The 18,755-nt window shown below is 31.1% G+C and carries 28 protein-coding genes; 2 read left to right on the forward strand and 26 right to left on the reverse strand.

Going from position 1 to position 18,755, the window contains the following annotated elements; all coding sequences use genetic code 11:
• Positions 1-22 precede the first annotated feature (22 nt).
• On the forward strand, positions 23-1,666 hold the full coding sequence (gene pafA, locus BW723_RS01395; protein ID WP_068363371.1) for an alkaline phosphatase PafA: 1,644 nt from the start codon (positions 23-25) through the stop codon (positions 1,664-1,666).
• Between the two features lie 39 nt (positions 1,667-1,705).
• On the opposite strand, the gene BW723_RS01400 is transcribed toward pafA, so the two are convergent.
• Both BW723_RS01400 and ctlX read right to left on the reverse strand, forming a co-directional pair.
• Positions 1,706-2,377 carry a PrsW family intramembrane metalloprotease gene (locus BW723_RS01400; RefSeq protein ID WP_068363370.1) on the reverse strand — a complete coding sequence of 224 codons (672 nt, stop codon included), beginning with the start codon at positions 2,375-2,377 and terminating at the stop codon, positions 1,706-1,708.
• Positions 2,378-2,379: 2 nt separating this feature from the next.
• Entirely contained in the window at positions 2,380-3,318 is a 939-nt protein-coding gene (gene ctlX / locus BW723_RS01405; RefSeq protein WP_068363366.1) for a citrulline utilization hydrolase CtlX, read from the reverse strand.
• 142 nt (positions 3,319-3,460) lie between these two features.
• Between ctlX and BW723_RS01410 the strand changes: the two genes are divergently transcribed.
• Positions 3,461-3,919: a nuclear transport factor 2 family protein gene (locus BW723_RS01410; protein ID WP_068363363.1), complete on the forward strand. Its 459-nt coding sequence runs from the start codon at positions 3,461-3,463 to the stop codon at positions 3,917-3,919.
• A gap of 18 nt (positions 3,920-3,937) precedes the next feature.
• Here BW723_RS01410 and BW723_RS01415 read toward each other — a convergent pair whose 3' ends face one another.
• From BW723_RS01415 to rpmC, 24 genes are all read right to left on the reverse strand, one after another.
• Complete coding sequence (locus BW723_RS01415) at positions 3,938-4,852, reverse strand: dimethylarginine dimethylaminohydrolase family protein (protein WP_068363361.1); 915 nt, start codon at positions 4,850-4,852, stop codon at positions 3,938-3,940.
• A 76-nt stretch (positions 4,853-4,928) separates the two neighbouring features.
• The gene (locus BW723_RS01420) at positions 4,929-6,215 is read right to left on the reverse strand and encodes a citrate synthase (protein WP_068363360.1); all 1,287 of its coding nucleotides are present in this window, start codon (positions 6,213-6,215) and stop codon (positions 4,929-4,931) included.
• A 173-nt stretch (positions 6,216-6,388) separates the two neighbouring features.
• Positions 6,389-7,675 carry a phosphopyruvate hydratase gene (eno, locus tag BW723_RS01425; protein ID WP_068363357.1) on the reverse strand — a complete coding sequence of 429 codons (1,287 nt, stop codon included), beginning with the start codon at positions 7,673-7,675 and terminating at the stop codon, positions 6,389-6,391.
• 266 nt (positions 7,676-7,941) lie between these two features.
• Positions 7,942-9,060 (reverse strand): glutamine-hydrolyzing carbamoyl-phosphate synthase small subunit, encoded by a 1,119-nt coding sequence (carA, locus tag BW723_RS01430; RefSeq protein WP_068363354.1) that lies wholly within the window; start codon positions 9,058-9,060, stop codon positions 7,942-7,944.
• Between the two features lie 152 nt (positions 9,061-9,212).
• On the reverse strand, positions 9,213-9,695 hold the full coding sequence (gene rplQ / locus BW723_RS01435) for a 50S ribosomal protein L17 (protein WP_068363352.1): 483 nt from the start codon (positions 9,693-9,695) through the stop codon (positions 9,213-9,215).
• A 63-nt stretch (positions 9,696-9,758) separates the two neighbouring features.
• Entirely contained in the window at positions 9,759-10,751 is a 993-nt protein-coding gene (locus BW723_RS01440) for a DNA-directed RNA polymerase subunit alpha (RefSeq protein ID WP_068363348.1), read from the reverse strand.
• Positions 10,752-10,847: 96 nt separating this feature from the next.
• Positions 10,848-11,453: a 30S ribosomal protein S4 gene (gene rpsD / locus BW723_RS01445; RefSeq protein WP_068363346.1), complete on the reverse strand. Its 606-nt coding sequence runs from the start codon at positions 11,451-11,453 to the stop codon at positions 10,848-10,850.
• A 139-nt stretch (positions 11,454-11,592) separates the two neighbouring features.
• Positions 11,593-11,976 carry a 30S ribosomal protein S11 gene (rpsK, locus tag BW723_RS01450; protein ID WP_068363343.1) on the reverse strand — a complete coding sequence of 128 codons (384 nt, stop codon included), beginning with the start codon at positions 11,974-11,976 and terminating at the stop codon, positions 11,593-11,595.
• A gap of 83 nt (positions 11,977-12,059) precedes the next feature.
• Complete coding sequence (rpsM, locus tag BW723_RS01455; RefSeq protein WP_068363342.1) at positions 12,060-12,425, reverse strand: 30S ribosomal protein S13; 366 nt, start codon at positions 12,423-12,425, stop codon at positions 12,060-12,062.
• Positions 12,425-12,541, reverse strand: a complete 117-nt coding sequence (gene ykgO, locus BW723_RS01460; RefSeq protein WP_004568720.1) for a type B 50S ribosomal protein L36 — start codon at positions 12,539-12,541, stop codon at positions 12,425-12,427. The genes rpsM and ykgO overlap by 1 nt, the downstream gene beginning before the upstream one ends.
• A gap of 12 nt (positions 12,542-12,553) precedes the next feature.
• The gene (infA, locus tag BW723_RS01465) at positions 12,554-12,769 is read right to left on the reverse strand and encodes a translation initiation factor IF-1 (protein ID WP_068206835.1); all 216 of its coding nucleotides are present in this window, start codon (positions 12,767-12,769) and stop codon (positions 12,554-12,556) included.
• A 1-nt stretch (position 12,770) separates the two neighbouring features.
• The gene (gene secY, locus BW723_RS01470) at positions 12,771-14,093 is read right to left on the reverse strand and encodes a preprotein translocase subunit SecY (protein WP_068363341.1); all 1,323 of its coding nucleotides are present in this window, start codon (positions 14,091-14,093) and stop codon (positions 12,771-12,773) included.
• A gap of 13 nt (positions 14,094-14,106) precedes the next feature.
• Positions 14,107-14,559, reverse strand: a complete 453-nt coding sequence (rplO, locus tag BW723_RS01475) for a 50S ribosomal protein L15 (RefSeq protein WP_068363338.1) — start codon at positions 14,557-14,559, stop codon at positions 14,107-14,109.
• A gap of 10 nt (positions 14,560-14,569) precedes the next feature.
• Positions 14,570-14,752 (reverse strand): 50S ribosomal protein L30, encoded by a 183-nt coding sequence (gene rpmD / locus BW723_RS01480; protein ID WP_068363336.1) that lies wholly within the window; start codon positions 14,750-14,752, stop codon positions 14,570-14,572.
• Between the two features lie 11 nt (positions 14,753-14,763).
• Positions 14,764-15,288 (reverse strand): 30S ribosomal protein S5, encoded by a 525-nt coding sequence (gene rpsE, locus BW723_RS01485; RefSeq protein WP_076686301.1) that lies wholly within the window; start codon positions 15,286-15,288, stop codon positions 14,764-14,766.
• Positions 15,289-15,291: 3 nt separating this feature from the next.
• Positions 15,292-15,636 carry a 50S ribosomal protein L18 gene (rplR, locus tag BW723_RS01490; RefSeq protein WP_068363331.1) on the reverse strand — a complete coding sequence of 115 codons (345 nt, stop codon included), beginning with the start codon at positions 15,634-15,636 and terminating at the stop codon, positions 15,292-15,294.
• An 11-nt stretch (positions 15,637-15,647) separates the two neighbouring features.
• Positions 15,648-16,193, reverse strand: coding sequence for a 50S ribosomal protein L6 (gene rplF, locus BW723_RS01495; protein WP_068363329.1), 546 nt, complete (start codon positions 16,191-16,193; stop codon positions 15,648-15,650).
• A gap of 10 nt (positions 16,194-16,203) precedes the next feature.
• Positions 16,204-16,602, reverse strand: a complete 399-nt coding sequence (gene rpsH, locus BW723_RS01500; RefSeq protein ID WP_068363327.1) for a 30S ribosomal protein S8 — start codon at positions 16,600-16,602, stop codon at positions 16,204-16,206.
• A gap of 163 nt (positions 16,603-16,765) precedes the next feature.
• On the reverse strand, positions 16,766-17,035 hold the full coding sequence (gene rpsN / locus BW723_RS01505) for a 30S ribosomal protein S14 (protein WP_068363324.1): 270 nt from the start codon (positions 17,033-17,035) through the stop codon (positions 16,766-16,768).
• Between the two features lie 3 nt (positions 17,036-17,038).
• Positions 17,039-17,590 carry a 50S ribosomal protein L5 gene (gene rplE / locus BW723_RS01510; protein ID WP_068363317.1) on the reverse strand — a complete coding sequence of 184 codons (552 nt, stop codon included), beginning with the start codon at positions 17,588-17,590 and terminating at the stop codon, positions 17,039-17,041.
• Between the two features lie 8 nt (positions 17,591-17,598).
• On the reverse strand, positions 17,599-17,901 hold the full coding sequence (rplX, locus tag BW723_RS01515) for a 50S ribosomal protein L24 (RefSeq protein WP_068363312.1): 303 nt from the start codon (positions 17,899-17,901) through the stop codon (positions 17,599-17,601).
• A 13-nt stretch (positions 17,902-17,914) separates the two neighbouring features.
• Positions 17,915-18,283 carry a 50S ribosomal protein L14 gene (gene rplN / locus BW723_RS01520; protein ID WP_068363309.1) on the reverse strand — a complete coding sequence of 123 codons (369 nt, stop codon included), beginning with the start codon at positions 18,281-18,283 and terminating at the stop codon, positions 17,915-17,917.
• A gap of 1 nt (position 18,284) precedes the next feature.
• Positions 18,285-18,542, reverse strand: coding sequence for a 30S ribosomal protein S17 (gene rpsQ, locus BW723_RS01525; RefSeq protein WP_015482229.1), 258 nt, complete (start codon positions 18,540-18,542; stop codon positions 18,285-18,287).
• 20 nt (positions 18,543-18,562) lie between these two features.
• Positions 18,563-18,754: a 50S ribosomal protein L29 gene (rpmC, locus tag BW723_RS01530; RefSeq protein ID WP_068363305.1), complete on the reverse strand. Its 192-nt coding sequence runs from the start codon at positions 18,752-18,754 to the stop codon at positions 18,563-18,565.
• Position 18,755: the final 1 nt, after the last annotated feature.

Raw genomic sequence — 18,755 nt, forward strand, 5'->3', positions numbered from 1 at the left:
TATAAATATTGTAACCTTTTTTATGAAAAAAAATATATTCCTTTTATCGTTATCGTTGCTTTTTTTCTTTGGATGTAAATCTAACGAGACAACACACACACAACCTAAACCAAAATTAGTGGTTGGTATTGTGGTAGACCAAATGCGCTATGATTATTTAACTAGATTTTATGATAGGTATTCAGAAAATGGATTTAAAAGATTATTAAACAATGGGTTTTCTTTAGAAAATGCTCATTATAACTTAATACCTACCTATACAGCAGTTGGTCATACTTCGATCTATACAGGTACTACACCTTCTAATCACGGAATAATTAGTAATAATTGGTATGACAAGTTTTTAAAAAAATCTATTTATTGTGTAGATGATGCAAACTATAATACTATTGGTAATGATAGTAATGATGGTAGAAAATCGCCACATAGAATGTATAGTACTACTGTAACAGATCAACTAAAACTAGCACAGAATATGAATGGTAAAACAATTGGGGTTGCCATTAAAGACAGATCTTCTATTCTACCTGCTGGGCATACAGCAGATGCTGCTTATTGGTATTATGGTAAAGATAAGGGTGATTTTATTTCTTCTTCTTTTTATATTGACGAACTGCCAAAATGGGTAGTAGACTTTAACAATACAGATAAAGCCGAAAGTTATGTAGAAACTCCTTGGGAAACCCTTTATGATATTGATACTTATACAAATAGTATTGTTGATGATAATATTTTTGAAAGAAAATTTAAAGGAGAAACAACTACAGCTTTTCCTCATGATATACCAACAATAAAAGAAAAAAATGGAAATTTAGATATTTTAAAAGCAATACCTAATGGTAATTCTTTCACTACCGATTTTGCAAAAGCTGCAATTGTTGGAGAGAATTTAGGTAAAAGTAATTATACCGATTTTTTAGCAATTAGTTTTTCTTCTACAGATTATGTTGGGCATCAATTTGGACCGGCATCAAAAGAAATTGAAGATACTTATTTGCGTTTAGATAAAGATTTAGCAGATTTATTTTCGTTTTTAGATCAGCAAGTTGGTAAAGATAAATACACAATTTTTCTAACAGCAGATCACGCTGTGGTTAACGTACCTGCTTATTTGCAATCTCTAAAAATCCCTGCTCATTATTTAGATACCAAACAATTTAGAGATGATATTTTATCGATTACTCAAAAATATTTTAACTCAAAAGAGTTGATTGAAAACGTATCTAACTATCAAATATTTTTTGATAAAAAGAAAATTGAATCTCTAGGTTTAGATAAAAATAAAGTTGCTGATAAAATTGTTGAAGAAATTGTAAATTTTGAAGGTATTTATAAAGCTGTAACTGCAAAAACATTACAGACTACTCATTTTTCTGAAGGAATTATGAACTCTTTACAAAATGGTTATAATCAAAAGTTTTCTGGTGATGTTTTAATGATTCCTTTTCCAGGAACTTTAGCAAGTGGAAGAACAGGTACTTCTCACGGCTCTGGTTATTCTTACGACACACACGTACCTATTATATTTTATGGAAATGGAATAAAACAAGGTGTATCTAAAAAACGTTATAACATTACAGACATTGCACCAACTATAGCAAATCTGCTTAAAATTGAAGCTCCAAATTCATCATCAGGAAAAATTGTAGATGAGGCTCTAAAATAAAAACAAAATAATTTACATTCTTAAAACATCAATTAAATGCTACTTAAAATGAGAGCTTAATTGATGTTTTTTTATGGCCTTATTTGCCAAAAATATACCAATAAGTAAGGAGAGAATTGCACCAATAATTGTACCTGGTATAAAGTTGATAAACAAAAAGAAATCATAAGCTCCGTGAAAAAGGGTAGCAATCATTAATCCAAATAAATTTAGTTTTATAGGATTATCTGAGAATTTGACTTTCCCCATAAAATAGCCCATTAAAATACCAAAAGTTGCGTGAGCAGGTACAGCTGTAAAAGCTCTTAAAATACCTGTAGCTAAACCAAATTGATATACATACAAAATATTTTCTAAGGCTGCAAAACCCATAGAAATCATAACTGCATAAACAATACCATCAAAAGGTTCGTTAAACTCTTTATTTTTCTGTGCATAAAACCTAACGATAATATATTTAGAAAACTCTTCTACCAAAGCAACTACAAAAAATGCTTTTATAAACTGCTGAAAAATATTTGTATAATCTGTTACAGGAAAAATTGCACTTGCTACAGCTCCTAAAAGTAAGGTTACAAAAACACTAACAATTGCACCCAACAAAAAGTTTTTTATCAAAAAGTGAATGGGTTCTTTTTCATATTTATCCTTTAGATAAATAAAAACAACCACAATCATTACCGGTGCAACTGCAAGTAGCAATAAGTTCATTTTTATTTTTTCTCTTTAGGTAAAAAAACTTCGGCCATCATACAACGTGCACTTCCACCACCACAGGTTTCTATGGTATGCAATGAGCTCGAAATAATTTTACAATGGTTATTTATTTTTGCTCTTTGGCTATCTGTTAAACAATTGTTTGCAGCTTGGCTCATTACCAAAAAGCGTTCGTCTTCTTTACCTCTTACTTGTAACATATTTCCGGCAAAATGAGTTACTTGTTCTTCTGTAATATCAATAACTTGCTTTTTATCTTCTTTTAAATGTTTAAGAAGATTTTTACGTTCTTTTTTATCATCTATAGAAGACAAACAAACCACAGCAAAAGTTTCTGCAACACACATCATTACATTGGTATGATAAATTGCTTCTCTTGTATTATTAACAGTTTGATTTGCTATAAAAACAACAGGTGTATATTCAAAATCTTCACAGAATTCTATAAATAATTCTTCGTCTGCTCTTGGTGATAAAGCACAATATGCTTTTTTATTTTCTCTGTCTAAAATCATACTTCCTGTGCCTTCTAAAAATAAATTATCTTCTTCTGCACTGGTATAATCAACAATATTATCAATAAAAAAACCTTGTTTTTCTAATTCTTCTAAAACATCTTCCCTTCTTTCTAAACGTCTATTTTCTGCAAACATTGGGTAAATAGCAACTGTACCATCTGCGTGAAAAGAAATCCAATTATTAGGAAAAATAGAATCTGGAGTATCAAAATCTTTGTTATCAGAAACCACAACTACATTTACACCAAAACTTCTTAAAGTATCTACATAATCATCAAACTCCTTTTGCGCTTGTTTATTAATTTCAGCACTTTTTAAATCAATTTCTTCTTGATAATAATTATTTACAGCAGTTTGTTCATTCATCCTAAAATTTACAGGACGAACCATTAAGATAGTATTTGTAGTTTGTTGCATATATATTTTATTAAAAAGGTAAAATTAGGCTTTTTTATGACATAAATTTATCACTTTAAAATAATTTTACTTGCTTCTGAACTTATAAAAATTTAACTTGTACGTATTATTATATCATCAAACTAAACACTTAAATATCAGTATGAAAATTCAAAAAATTATATACTTATTTTGTTTGATTTCATTCAACTCATTATCGGCGCAAGAAAGTTGTTTAAGCGATAAAAATTTAAAACAAATTGATTTAGCTTGGGAAAAAGCGCAAATGAACTCTAATGTTGATTTTTTTAAAACCAACTTATCTAAAGATTTTGTTTGGGTGCATAATAATGCCAAAACTATTGATGATAAAAAGGCTGTTATAAATAGAGCTAAAAGATATGTAAAGAATAAAGTTAAATACTCTTATGCTAGAACAACTGAAAATGTTACCACAATAATTTTTGATAAAACTGGTGTTGTAAACGGGTTTACAGTTGTTCAAAAAACTGTAGATGCCAAACCTGTAATCTATCATTTTATGAGAACCTATGCCGAAAATAATGGGAAATGTGTTCTTATTGCCAACCACACTATGGCTGTTGATAAATCTAAATGGTAAAAAACTTAGGTAATTTAATTAGTCTCTAATTAATGGCATTGTAGAACATCGTAATAAACCTTCTTGTTTGGCAATTTCAGAATAATGGACTTCTTCTACCGTAAAACCTTGTGCTCTTAACCAAGTATTTAATCTAGTAAAATTTTTCTCGGATATAATTACTTCTTCAGAAATAGAAAACACATTACTATTCATATGATACATTTCGTCTTTCGTAATTTCAAAAACATTATCTTTTCCGAAGAAATTTAATAACCATTCATATTCTTCATCAACTAAAAAACCATTTTTATGAAGTATAGCTTTGTCTTTACCAATTGGCTGAAAACAACAATCTAAATGTAGTGCATTATCTTTAGCAATTGTATTAGATTTTCTTAACTCGAAAGATTTTACAGTTTTATTAGGAAATAATTTCTGAAGTTCTAAAACTGCTGCTTTATTTGTACGAGCTGTTATATAATCAGGATAATCATCACCTGTATAAGTCCCAACAAAAATGTAATCGTTCCAAGGCATTACATCTCCACCTTCTACATGACATTCTTCTGGTAGTACAATTACATTCTCTGGGTTTATTTGAGAAATAACATTATTTATTGCCTTATATTCTCTTTCTCTATCAGGAAGTATGTTTGCCTCAATAAATTTATCTTCTATTACAAATGCAATATCTCTAGAAAATATTTGGTTATAATTTTCAATAACCTCTGGTCTATATACTTTTACATCATATTTTTCTAAAACTTGAGCAACAGATTCCATTTCCTTAACCATATCCTCTTCTTTAGGATATGTGCCAGCCAAAACGTGTTCAATACTTTTAGGATCGTAACAATCTTCAACCTTTGGAATACCTCCATTACTTTCTGCAGTACCTAAAACAACAGCTCTTAATCTTGATGTTTCGTTATTTACATTTAGTTTTATCATAATTCAAATCTATAAAAAAAGCTTCATAAATGAATTATGAAGCTTTTAATTTTTATTTAAAAAATAATATTAACTATTATCTGTTTTCGCATTCTACGAAAGGTCTTTCATTTGCACCAGTATAAACTTGACGTGGTCTACCAATTGGTTCTTTTTTAAGACGCATTTCTTTCCATTGTGCAATCCAACCTGGTAAACGGCCTAAAGCAAACATTACTGTAAACATTTCTACAGGAATCCCCATAGCTCTGTAAATAATACCTGAATAGAAATCTACATTAGGATATAATTTTCTATCAACAAAATAAGGATCATTTAAAGCTTCTTGCTCTAAACTTCTTGCGATATCTAAAATAGGATCATCTACACCTAAATCGTTTAAAACTTCATCTGCAGCAGATTTAATGATTTTTGCTCTAGGATCGAAATTTTTATAAACTCTATGACCAAAGCCCATTAAACGAAAAGGATCGTTTTTGTCTTTAGCTTTTGCCATGTATTTTTTTGTATCTCCACCATCTGCCTTAATGGCTTCTAACATTTCTAATACGGCTTGGTTTGCACCACCATGTAATGGCCCCCAAAGTGCAGAAATACCTGCTGATAAAGAGGCGAATAAACCTGCATGAGAAGAACCTACAATTCTTACTGTAGATGTAGAACAGTTTTGTTCATGATCTGCATGTAATATTAATAATTTATCTAATGCATTTTTTATGATAGGATTCATTTTAAAATCCTCATTTGGCTGTTTAAACATCAAATACATAATGTTTTCAACGTAACCTAAAGATTTTTTACCATAATTTAAATGCATCCCTTTGCTCTTACGCATTGTCCAACCTACTAAAACTGGGAATTTACCCATAATTCTAACAATAGCCTTGTACATATCTTCTCTAGATTCTATATTCACAGAAACAGGATTAAATGCAGTTAAAGCACTTGTTAATGAAGATAAAACACCCATTGGATGCGCATTTTTTGGGAATGCTTCTAAAATCTTTCTAACATCATCATCAACTAGAGAATGTTCTCTAATATCTGCATGAAATTTAGCTAATTGTTCTTTATTTGGTAAGTCTCCAAAAATTAGAGCATAAGCCACTTCTAAAAAATCTGCTTTTTCAGCTAATTCTTCAATTGCGTATCCTCTATATCTTAAAATACCTTTTTCACCATCTAAAAAAGTAATAGCACTTTCACATGAACCTGTGTTTTTGTAACCTGGATCTATTGTAATAACTCCATTTGTTGCTGCTCTTAAAGTTTTAATATTAATTGCAACTTCATTTTCTGTTCCTTTCACTAAAGGAAATTCGTAAGTATTATCGGCTATTTGTAATTTAGCAGTTTCTGACATTTAGTAATGATTTTTGTTTTTGCGAATATACCAAATTATTAAGGATTTTTAAATAGTAACTATATAGATTTTTGATATTAACAAATAAGGTTAATCGATTAAGCAAATTTAACTAAAAATTAAAAAACCTTACTAAAAAGTAAGGTTTTTAATTTTTAAGAATAAAATCTTAGTTATATTTTGAATGCATTTTCTTTTGGAAAATAAGCAGTTTCTGCTAATTCTTCTTCAATTCTTAATAATTGGTTGTATTTCGCCATTCTATCAGAACGAGAAGCAGAACCAGTTTTAATCTGTCCACAGTTTAATGCAACAGCTAAATCTGCAATTGTATTATCTTCAGTTTCACCAGATCTATGAGACATTACAGATGTAAAACCAGCATTTTTAGCCATATTTACAGCAGCAATTGTTTCTGTTAAAGAACCAATTTGGTTTACTTTAATTAAAATTGAATTTGCAATTCCGTTTTCGATACCTCTAGATAAACGTTCTACATTAGTAACAAATAAATCATCACCAACTAATTGTACTTTATCTCCGATTTTATCAGTTAAATATTTCCAACCTTCCCAATCGTTTTCATCCATACCATCTTCAATAGAAATAATAGGATATTTACCAGCTAATTCAGCTAAATAATCTGCTTGTTCTTGGCTAGTTCTTACAACACCTTTACTTCCTTCAAATTTTGTATAATCGTAAGCTCCATCAACATAAAATTCTGCAGCAGCACAATCTAAAGCGATTTTAACTTCGTCACCAAATGAATAACCTGCATTTTTAACAGCTAAAGCAATTGTTTCGATAGCATCTTCTGTACCTTCTAAAGTTGGCGCAAAACCACCTTCGTCTCCTACAGCTGTAGATAAATCTCTATCGTGTAAAACTTTCTTTAAGTTATGGAAAATTTCAGAACCCATTTTCATAGCTTCAGAAAAAGTTTCAGCTTTTACTGGCATTACCATAAATTCTTGAAATGCAATTGGAGCATCTGAATGAGAACCACCATTAATAATGTTCATCATTGGTACAGGTAATGTATTAGCAGAAACACCACCAACGTATCTATATAATGGCATACCTAACTCATTTGCTGCAGCTTTAGCTACTGCTAAAGAAACACCTAAAATTGCGTTAGCTCCTAATTTAGATTTATTTGGTGTACCATCTAAATCTATCATTAATTTATCGATAGCATTTTGTTCAAAAACAGAAACTCCTAAAAGTTCTTCTGCAATAATGCTATTTACATTATCTACAGCTTTTAAGACTCCTTTACCCATATAATCTTTTCCTCCATCTCTTAATTCTACTGCTTCATGTTCTCCTGTAGATGCTCCAGATGGTACTGCTGCTCTACCTAAAATCCCATTTTCAGTAGTTACATCTACTTCTACAGTTGGGTTACCTCTTGAATCAAAAATTTGACGTGCGTGAACGCTAATAATAATGCTCATTTTTATGATGTTTGTTTAATTAATTTAATCTTTTATTACTGTGCTAATTTACGAAAATGTAATAAGTTTATTATTATATGTATTTGATTAATTACGAAAACGATTACTATTATTAAAATAAAAAACCCACTCAGAAAACTGAGTGGGAAAATTGCTATGAAAAAGAATGTGATTTCTCAACCACGGTTCAAATATAGTTCAAATCTTTGTTTCGACCAATATAATATAGATAAATAACACTTAACATTAGACCATCAACGTAAATGTTACGATAAAACTTTTTTTGATGCTTTAATATTAGCTATAAATTGATCGAATAAATATTCTGAATCGTGTGGTCCAGGACTTGCTTCTGGATGATATTGTACTGAAAACGCATTCTTATCTTTAATTCGAATACCTGCTACTGTATGATCGTTTAAATGAACATGAGTAATTTCTACATTTTCATTTGCTTCAGTTTCTTCTCTATTAATAGCAAAACCATGGTTTTGAGAAGTAATTTCTCCTTTACCAGTTAATAAATTCTTTACAGGATGATTTATTCCTCTATGCCCATTGTGCATTTTATAGGTAGAAATTTCTTGCGATAGTGCAATTACTTGATGTCCTAAACAAATACCAAACAGTGGTAAATCTCTTTCTATAATTTCTTTGGCTACAGCTTGTGCTTCTACCAATGGTTCTGGATCTCCAGGTCCGTTAGAAATAAAATAACCATCAGGATTAAATGCTTCTAATTCAGAAAAACTTGAATTATAAGGAAACACTTTTATATACGCACCTCTTTTAGCTAAATTTCTTAATATATTTTTTTTGATACCAATGTCTAAAGCAGATATTTTAATATCCGCATTTTCATCACCAATAAAATATGGTTCAGTAGTAGATACTTTAGATGCTAATTCTAGACCTTCCATACTTGGTACAGCAGCTAATTGCTTTTTAAGAGCATCAATATTATCTACATCTGTAGAAATTATTGCGTTCATTGCACCATTATCTCTAATGTAAGAAACCAAAGCTCTTGTATCTACATCAGAAATGGCTACTAAATTATGTTTTGTAAACCAATCTTTTAAATTACCATTAGAATCTACTCTAGAATGTGTAAAACTAAAGTTTCTACAAATTAAACCGGCAATTTTAATTCCATCCGATTCTACTTCTTCGTTATTTACTCCATAATTACCAATATGTGCATTAGTAGCAACCATTAGTTGACCAAAATAAGATGGATCTGTAAATATTTCTTGATAACCTGTCATACCTGTATTAAAACAGATTTCTCCTGTAGAAGTCCCTTCTATTCCAACAGACTTACCGTAAAAAATTGTTCCGTCTGCTAATAATACTAGTGCTTTCTTTCTTTGTTGATATTTCATTCTTGTTGTGATAATTTTTCTGACTTTGCAAAAATAAGAATTATCGTCTTTTTTAAAGTCAAAGAGTTATTAGTTTTTGTTGACAATAAAAAAGGGATAAACATAAATGCTTATCCCTTTTTAAAATATTTAAACTAAAAAATTTTCATTTTTTATTCTTCTGATTTTTGTTCAGTTGAAGTTTCTTCTACTTGAGCAGTAGCTTCTGTTTTAGAACCTCCTCTTCTACTTCTACGAGTAGATTTCTTAGCTTGTTTACCTTTAGGATTATAGATTTCGTTATAATCAACTAATTCTACCATTGCCATTGGAGCGTTATCTCCTTGACGGTTTCCTAATTTAATAATACGAACATAACCTCCTGGTCTGTCTGCAACTTTTACAGAAACTTCTCTAAAAAGTTCAGTTACTGCATATTTATCACGTAGATAAGAGAATACAACACGTCTATTGTGAGTTGTATCTGACTTAGACTTTGTAATTAATGGCTCTACAAAAACTCTTAATGCTTTTGCTTTTGCTACTGTAGTGTTAATACGTTTGTGTTCTATTAAAGAACAAGCCATATTAGCTAACATCGCTTTTCTGTGCGCTGTTTTTCTACCTAAATGATTGTGTTTTTTTCCGTGTCTCATTGTGACGTTTGTTTTATGCTTTCATCTTGCATCTACCCTTTTTGAGGAGCAAAATATGAAAGGTTAATCTCTATCTAATTTGTATTTTGTTAAATCCATTCCGAAACTTAATCCTTTAACAATAACTAATTCTTCTAGTTCTGTTAATGATTTTTTACCAAAGTTTCTAAACTTCATTAAATCGCTTTTGTTAAAAGAAACTAAATCTCCTAATGTATCTACTTCTGCAGCTTTTAAACAATTTAAAGCTCTAACAGATAAATCCATATCGATTAATCTAGTTTTTAATAATTGACGCATATGTAATGATTCTTCATCATATGTTTCAGTTTGTGCAATTTCATCAGCCTCTAAAGTGATACGCTCATCAGAGAATAACATAAAGTGGTGAATTAATATTTTTGCTGCTTCTGTTAATGCGTCTTTAGGATTAATTGATCCATCAGTATCGATATCGAAAACTAATTTTTCATAATCCGTTTTTTGCTCTACACGATAATTTTCGATTGCATATTTTACATTCTTAATTGGTGTGTAGATAGAATCTGTAAAGATTGTACCAATTGGTGCCGAAGCTTTTTTATTTTCTTCTGCAGGTACAAATCCTCTACCTTTTTCTATGGTAATTTCTGCATTTAATTTTACAGATTTATCCATATTACAAATAACTAAATCTGGGTTTAATACTTGAAAACCAGAAATAAATTTCTGTAAATCTCCAGCAGTAAACTGCTCTTGACCAGATACTGAAACAGATACAGTTTCTCTATCAGTTTCGTCTATTTGTTTCTTAAAACGAACTTGTTTTAAGTTTAAGATAATTTCTGTAACATCTTCTACGATTCCTGGAACTGTAGAAAACTCATGCTCTACACCATCTACTCTTAATGATGTAATTGCAAAACCTTCTAAAGAAGATAATAAAACTCTTCTTAAAGCATTACCCACAGTTAAACCAAAACCTGGTTCTAATGGCCTGAATTCAAATCTACCTGTAAAATCGGTAGATTCAATCATAATTACTTTATCTGGTTTCTGAAAATTTAAAATTGCCATTTGTTTCTTCGTTTTAATTGTTATTTAGTTGCGCGGTTTGTAAGTGTGAAGAAATACGAACTAACCCTTTGGCTAAATACCAATATGATTAAATTATTATTTAGAATATAATTCTACTATTAATTGTTCTTTGATGTTTTCAGGAATCTGTAATCTTTCTGGTGCTTTTACAAAAGTTCCAGATTTAGTATCATTATTCCAAGTTAACCATTCGTAAACAGTACTGTTAGATGCTAATGCATCTTCGATAGCTACTAAAGATTTAGATTTTTCTCTTACAGCAACTACATCACCATCTTTTAAACTATAAGAAGGTATGTTAACGATTTCTCCGTTAACAGTGATGTGTCTGTGAGATACTAATTGACGAGCTCCACTTCTAGAGTTAGAAACACCCATTCTGTAAACAACGTTATCTAAACGAGATTCACATAATTGTAATAAAATCTCACCAGTAATTCCTTGAGAAGCTGATGCTTTTTTAAATAAGTTACTGAATTGACGCTCTAAAATACCATAAGTATATTTAGCTTTCTGCTTCTCCATTAATTGAGTTGCATATTCAGATTTTTTTCCTCTTCTTCTTGCATTTCCATGCTGTCCTGGAGGAAAGTTTCTTTTTTCGAAGTTTTTGTCTTCTCCAAAAATTGCTTCACCAAATTTACGAGCAATTTTAGTTTTTGGTCCTGTATATCTTGCCATTTCTTTTGTGTTATAGATAGGGATTATGAATTAAGGCTTATCCTTCGCTAATCTTTATCCTATCAAGTTAAAATATAATATTTAATGTAATAAGAAGATGCTGAAACTAGTTCAGCATCCAATTTGAATAAAATTCAAATTATACTCTTCTTCTTTTAGGTGGACGACATCCATTATGAGGAATTGGAGTAACATCAATAATTTCTGTTACTTCGATACCTGCATTGTGTAAAGATCTAATAGCAGATTCTCTACCATTTCCAGGTCCTTTTACATAAACTTTTACTTTACGTAAACCTGCTTCTTTTGCAACACCTGCACAGTCTTCTGCTGCTAATTGAGCTGCATAAGGAGTATTCTTTTTAGAACCTCTAAAACCCATTTTACCTGCAGACGACCAAGAAATTACGTCTCCTCTTTTATTTGTTAAAGAAATAATGATGTTATTAAAAGATGCTGTTACGTGAGCCTCACCTATTGCATCAATTATTACTTTACGTTTTTTTGCACTTGCTTTTGCCATAATATTAAATGTTTAGTTATTATGTTTAGTAAATTGTATTATTAAATACGGCACACTAAACCATAACTAGGTTAATCACTAACTTATTTTTTCTTGTTAGCAACAGTTTTTCTCTTACCTTTTCTAGTACGAGAGTTGTTTTTTGTTCTTTGACCTCTTAAAGGTAATCCCATTCTATGACGGATTCCTCTCTGACATCCAATATCCATCAAACGTTTGATGTTTATTTGAACTTCTGAACGTAATTCACCTTCTATGGTAAAAGTACCTACTTGCTCTCTAATTGCTGCGATTTGATCATCAGTCCAATCTTGAACTTTAATACTTTCATCAACTTTTGCGTTAGCTAAAACTTCTTTAGCTCTACTGTTTCCTATACCAAAGATGTAAGTTAAAGCAATAACTCCTCTTTTATTCTTTGGAATATCAATACCTGCTATTCTTGCCATTACCCTTGTCTTTGTTTAAATCTAGGATTTTGTTTATTAATCACATATAATCTACCTTTTCTGCGTACTATTTTGCAGTCGGCACTTCTTTTTTTAACTGATGCTCTAACTTTCATCTGTATATTTTTTTAGTATCTGTAAGTAATTCTTGCTTTTGTTAAATCATAAGGACTCATTTCTAATTTTACCTTATCACCTGGTAATAATTTGATATAATGCATACGCATCTTACCTGAAATGTGAGCCGTTACAATATGTCCGTTTTCTAACTCTACACGAAACATTGCATTAGATAATGCTTCTGTAATTGTTCCATCTTGTTGAATTGCGGGTTGTTTAGCCATTTTACTTATTCGATTTTCTGTTACTATTTCCTGGTTTCATTAAACCATCATAATGACGATTTAATAAATATGAATTTATTTGTTGTAAGGTATCAATTGCAACACCAACCATAATGATTAATGATGTACCACCATAAAACATTGCCCAACTCTGTTGTACACCAAACTGAACTACAACTGCTGGTAAAATAGATAGTGCAGCTAAAAATATAGATCCTGGGAATGTAATTCTAGATAATACAGAATCTAATCTATCTGCAGTGTCTTTACCTGGTCTAATTCCTGGTATAAAACCACCACTTCTTTTTAAATCATCTGCCATTTTATTCGTTGGAATAGTAATAGCTGTATAGAAATAACTAAAAATGATAATTAATAAAGCAAAAATAATGTTATAACCCAATCCATTTATATCTTGTAAACTTGCCATAAATGGAAATTTTTGAGCTAAAGCAACTGGTAAAAACATAATTGCTTGTGCAAAAATAATTGGCATAACACCTGCTGCATTTAATTTCAAAGGAATATAATCTCTTGAACCTGCAACATTTTGAATATTTCCTGCAACTGTTCTTCTGGCATATTGTACTGCAATCTTACGAACAGCAGTAACCAATAATACAGATAATAAAATTACTACAAACCAAACTATGATTTCAATTAAAATCATCATAATACCTCCTGCACCAGCATTTGTTGTTTTAGCAACAAATTCTTGTAAAAATGCTGCAGGAAAGTTAGCGATAATACCAACAGTAATTAATAATGAAATACCATTACCAACTCCTTTATCTGTAATACGCTCTCCTAACCACATAGCAAAAATTGTACCTGCTGTAAGGATAATAATTGATGATACCCAAAAAGTAACTCCTGGTACTAAAAATGCTTCTGGGCCTAAACCAAATTGAGTTTTAATAGCAGTAATATACGTTGGTGCTTGCACCAATGTAATACCAATAGTTAACCATCTCGTTATTTGTGTAATTTTCTTACGTCCACTTTCTCCATCTTTTTGTAGTTTCTGTAAGTAAGGAACCGCAATTCCCATTAACTGAACCACAATAGATGCAGAAATATAAGGCATAATACCAAGTGCCATAACAGACGCTCTAGCAAATGCCCCTCCTGTAAATGCATTCAATAATCCTAAAAGACCACCTGAAGTACTATCTTTTAAAGCTGCTAATTGCAATGGATCGATTCCAGGTAAAGGAACAGATGCCATAAAACGATATACAGCAATTAAACCGATAGTTAGAAGAATTTTGTTTTTTAATTCTTCAATACTAAAAATCTCTTTTAATCTATTAATTAAATTCATCATTTACGGAATCTTATAAAGTTACAGCTTCTCCTCCAGCTGCTTCAATAGCTGCCTTTGCTGATGCTGTATATTTATGTACAGTTATGTTTAATTTAGCTTTTAATTCTCCACCACCTAAAATTTTAATTAGGTCGTTTTTTCCTGCTAATCTATTAGCAATTAAAATATCTAAATCTACTGTATCAGTTATCTTACCACTATCAACTAAAGCTTGTAACTTATCTAAGTTGATACCTTGATATTCTTTACGGTTAATGTTCGTAAAACCAAATTTAGGAACACGTCTTTGAAGTGGCATTTGCCCACCTTCAAAACCGATTTTTCTAGAATAACCTGAACGAGATTTTGCCCCTTTGTGACCTCTTGTAGAAGTACCTCCATGACCAGAACCCTCACCACGTGCGATTCTTTTCTCTTTTTTAACAGATCCTTCTGCTGGTGTTAAGTTGTGTAAACTACTCATTTTAAATATCTTATTTTAATTCCTCTACAGAAACTAAATGTGAAACTTTATTTACCATACCAACAATTGATGGAGTTGCCTCATGCTCAACTGTCTGGTTTAATCTACGTAAACCTAATGCCTCTAAAGTTCTCTTTTGATTCTTAAGACGCCCGATTTGACTTTTTACTTGTGTAACTTTAATTTTTGCCATCGTTCTTAGATTTATCCGTTAAATACTTTTTCTAAAGAAACACCTCTTTGTTTCGCAATTGCAGCAGCACTACGTAATTGTAATAAAGCATCAAAAGTTGCTTTTACTGCATTGTGAGGGTTAGAAGATCCTTGTGATTTAGATAATACATCATGTACACCTACAGATTCTAATACTGCACGAACTGCACCACCAGCAATAACCCCTGTACCAGGAGAAGCAGGTTTGATGAATACTTTTGCTCCACCAAATTTACCTTTTTGTTCGTGAGGTAAAGTACCTTCTAAAATTGGTATTCTTACTAAATTTTTCTTAGCATCTTCTACTGCTTTTGCAATAGCAGAAGAAACATCTTTAGATTTTCCTAATCCGTGACCAACAACACCATTACCATCGCCAACAACAACAATAGCAGAGAAACCAAATGCTCTACCACCCTTTGTTACTTTAGTTACACGTTGTACACCAACTAATCTATCTACAAGCTCTAATCCACTTGGCTTAACTCTTTCTACGTTTTTATAACCTTGCATAATTTCTTAAAATTTTAAACCAGCTTCTCTTGCAGCGTCTGCTAATACTTTAACTCTACCATGGTATAAATAACCATTTCTATCGAAAGCAACTGTTTCTACTCCTGCTTTAACAGCTTTTTCTGCTATTGTTTTACCAACTGCAGTTGCTGCCTCAGCTTTAGTAGCTGCTTTTATATCTCTTGATGAAACTGAAGCTAATGTTACTCCGTTTACATCATCTATTAATTGAGCGTAAATTTCTTTGTTACTTCTATAAACCGATAATCTTGGTTTAGTAGCTGTACCAGAAATAATCTTTCTAATTCTACGCTTAATTCTAGCTCTTCTCTGTAATTTTGATAATGCCATAGTGCTATATCTTATGCAGATTTACCTGCTTTTCTTCTTAATACTTCACCAACAAACTTCACACCTTTACCTTTATATGGCTCTGGAGCTCTGAAAGAACGAATCTTTGCAGCAACTTGACCTACTAATTGTTTGTCAAATGAAGATAATTTAATGATTGGGTTTTTCCCTTTCTCTGATACAGTTTCAACTTTTACTTCTGGAGCTAAGTTTAAAACAATATTATGAGAGAAACCTAAAGCTAAATCTAATTTTTGTCCTTGATTAGAGGCTCTATAACCTACACCAACCAATTCTAATTCTTTAGTCCATCCTTTAGAAACACCTTCAATCATATTAGCGATTAAAGCTCTCATTAAACCATGTTGTGCTTTATGGTCTTTACTTTCTGATGCTCTCTCTAAAGTGATAGTTGCATCTTCTATTTTCACTGAAATTCCGTTAGAAATAGTTTGAGATAACTCGCCTAATTTCCCTTTAACAGTGATTACGTTTTCTTTAATGTTTACATCTACACCTTGTGTGATGCTAACTGGGTTTTTTCCAATTCTACTCATCTTTCAAGATTTAATAAACGTAACATAAAACTTCTCCTCCAACATTTTCTTGACGTGCTTTTTTGTTTGTCATTACACCTTTAGATGTAGAAACAATAGCAATTCCAAGTCCGTTTAAAACTCTTGGCATCTCTGCAGAACCAACATACTTACGTAAACCTGGTGTACTGATTCGTTGAATTTTTCTAATTACTGACTCTTTTGTGTCTCTGTCATATTTTAAAGCTATCTTAATAGTTCCTTGCACCTTATTGTCATTGAACTGGTAACTTAAAATATACCCTTGATCGAACAAAATTTTAGTCATTGCCTTCTTCAAATTAGAAGCTGGCACTTCTACTACTCTGTGTCCTGCTGCGATTGCATTTCTTACTCTTGTAAGAAAATCCGCGATTGGATCTGTATACATATTAATATAAAATTGCGATTACGGTTTTCAATTACCTCTATTTATGCTACAGATTTCACTGTGATAAATGAACCTATAATCAGTTAAAATTCTTATACTCAAAAAAAATAGAGCGTGCAAAGATACACATTCTATTTTTATTTTTAAGCTTTATTTAAAATTTCTACCAACTTGCTTTTTTAACACCTGGTATTAATCCTTGATTTGCCATTTCACGAAACGTTACACGAGATATACCAAATTGTCTCATATATCCCTTTGGACGGCCAGTTAACTTACATCTATTATGCATTCTTACTGGTGATGCATTTTTTGGTAATTTTTGCAATGCTTCATAGTCTCCAGCTTCTTTTAAAGCTTTTCTCTTTTCTGCATATTTTGCAACTGTTTTTGCTCTTTTACGTTCGCGAGCTTTCATTGATTCTTTAGCCATTTCTTAATTTTTTTTGAATGGTAAACCTAATTCTCCTAATAATGACTTTGCTTCCTTATCAGTATTTGCAGATGTTACAAATGTAATATCCATACCGTTAATTTTCTTAACTTGGTCAATATTTATTTCTGGGTAGATGATTTGTTCAGTAATACCTAAATTGTAATTACCTCTCCCATCAAATCCATTAGCTTTTATACCGTTAAAATCTCTAACACGTGGTAAAGATGCAGTAACTAATCTATCTAAAAATTCGTACATTTTATCACCTCTTAACGTAACTTTTACACCAATTGGCATTCCTTTACGTAATTTAAATGATGCAACATCTTTTTTAGACATCGTAGAAATTGCTTTTTGACCAGTAATTTTAGTCAATTCTTCTACAGCATAATCTATTAATTTCTTATCTGCAATAGCAGCACCAACTCCTTTAGAAACAACAATCTTTTCTAATTTAGGCACTTGCATTACATTCTTATAACTGAATTCTTCAGTAAGAGTTTTCATAACTCTTTCTTTGTATTCTGCTTTTAATCTTGGTACGTAACTCATGATTACTACTATTTTTTAGTTTTTTTAGAGATTCTAGTTTTAGTATCTCCATCAACATTATAACCAACTCTTACAGCAACACCTTCTTCTACTAACATAACGTTAGAGATGTGTAAAGATGCTTCTTTTTTTACAATACCACCTTGAGGATTTTGAGCACTAGGTTTTGTATGCTTAGATACTAAGTTTACACCTTCTACTAATACTCTATCTTTATCCTTGATAATTTGTAAAACTTTACCTTCAGATCCTTTGTTGTCTCCTGCAATTACTTTTACAGTATCTCCTGATTTTAATTTGAACTTCTTCATCTTATATAACGATTTAAAGCACTTCAGGTGCTAATGATACTATTTTCATGAATTGTTTCTCACGAAGTTCACGAGCTACAGGACCAAATACACGTGTTCCTCTCATTTCCTCAGTAGGATTTAAAAGTACACAAGCATTATCATCAAATCTAATGTATGATCCATCTTTACGTCTAACTTCTTTTTTTGTTCTTACAACAACTGCTCTAGATACTTGACCTTTTTTTACAGTTCCGTTAGGAGTTGCAGCTTTTACTGATACAACAATTTTGTCTCCAATACTTGCGTAACGTTTTTTTGTTCCTCCTAAAACTCTAATTACTAAAACTTCTTTAGCTCCAGTATTATCTGCTACTTTTAATCTTGATTCTGTCTGTAACATATTATTTAGCTCTTTCTAGGATTTCTACTAATCTCCAACGTTTAGATTTACTCATAGGTCTAGTTTCCATTATCCTTACAGTATCTCCTTCGTTGCAATCATTCTGTTCGTCGTGTGCAACATACTTTTTCGTTTTTAAAACGAATTTACCGTACATTGGGTGCTTAACTCTTTTAGTTTCAGATACAACAATAGATTTCTCCATTTTGCTACTAGAAACAACACCAATTCTCTCTTTTCTAAGATTTCTTTTTTCCATCTTTAAAACTGACTATAGAATTATTGTAATTCTCTTTTTGTTAATTCTGTTGCAATTCTTGCTACAGTTCTTCTTAAGCTTCTCAATTGCAATGGGTTCTCCATTGGAGTTATTGCGTGAGCCATCTTAAGATCGGTATAATTCTTTTGCAACGCTCCCAACTTCTCATTAAGATCTGCTGTAGATAATTCTTTAATTTCTGATTGTTTCATT

The sequence above is a fragment of the Polaribacter reichenbachii genome (genome assembly GCF_001975665.1).
Lineage (GTDB): Bacteria > Bacteroidota > Bacteroidia > Flavobacteriales > Flavobacteriaceae > Polaribacter > Polaribacter reichenbachii.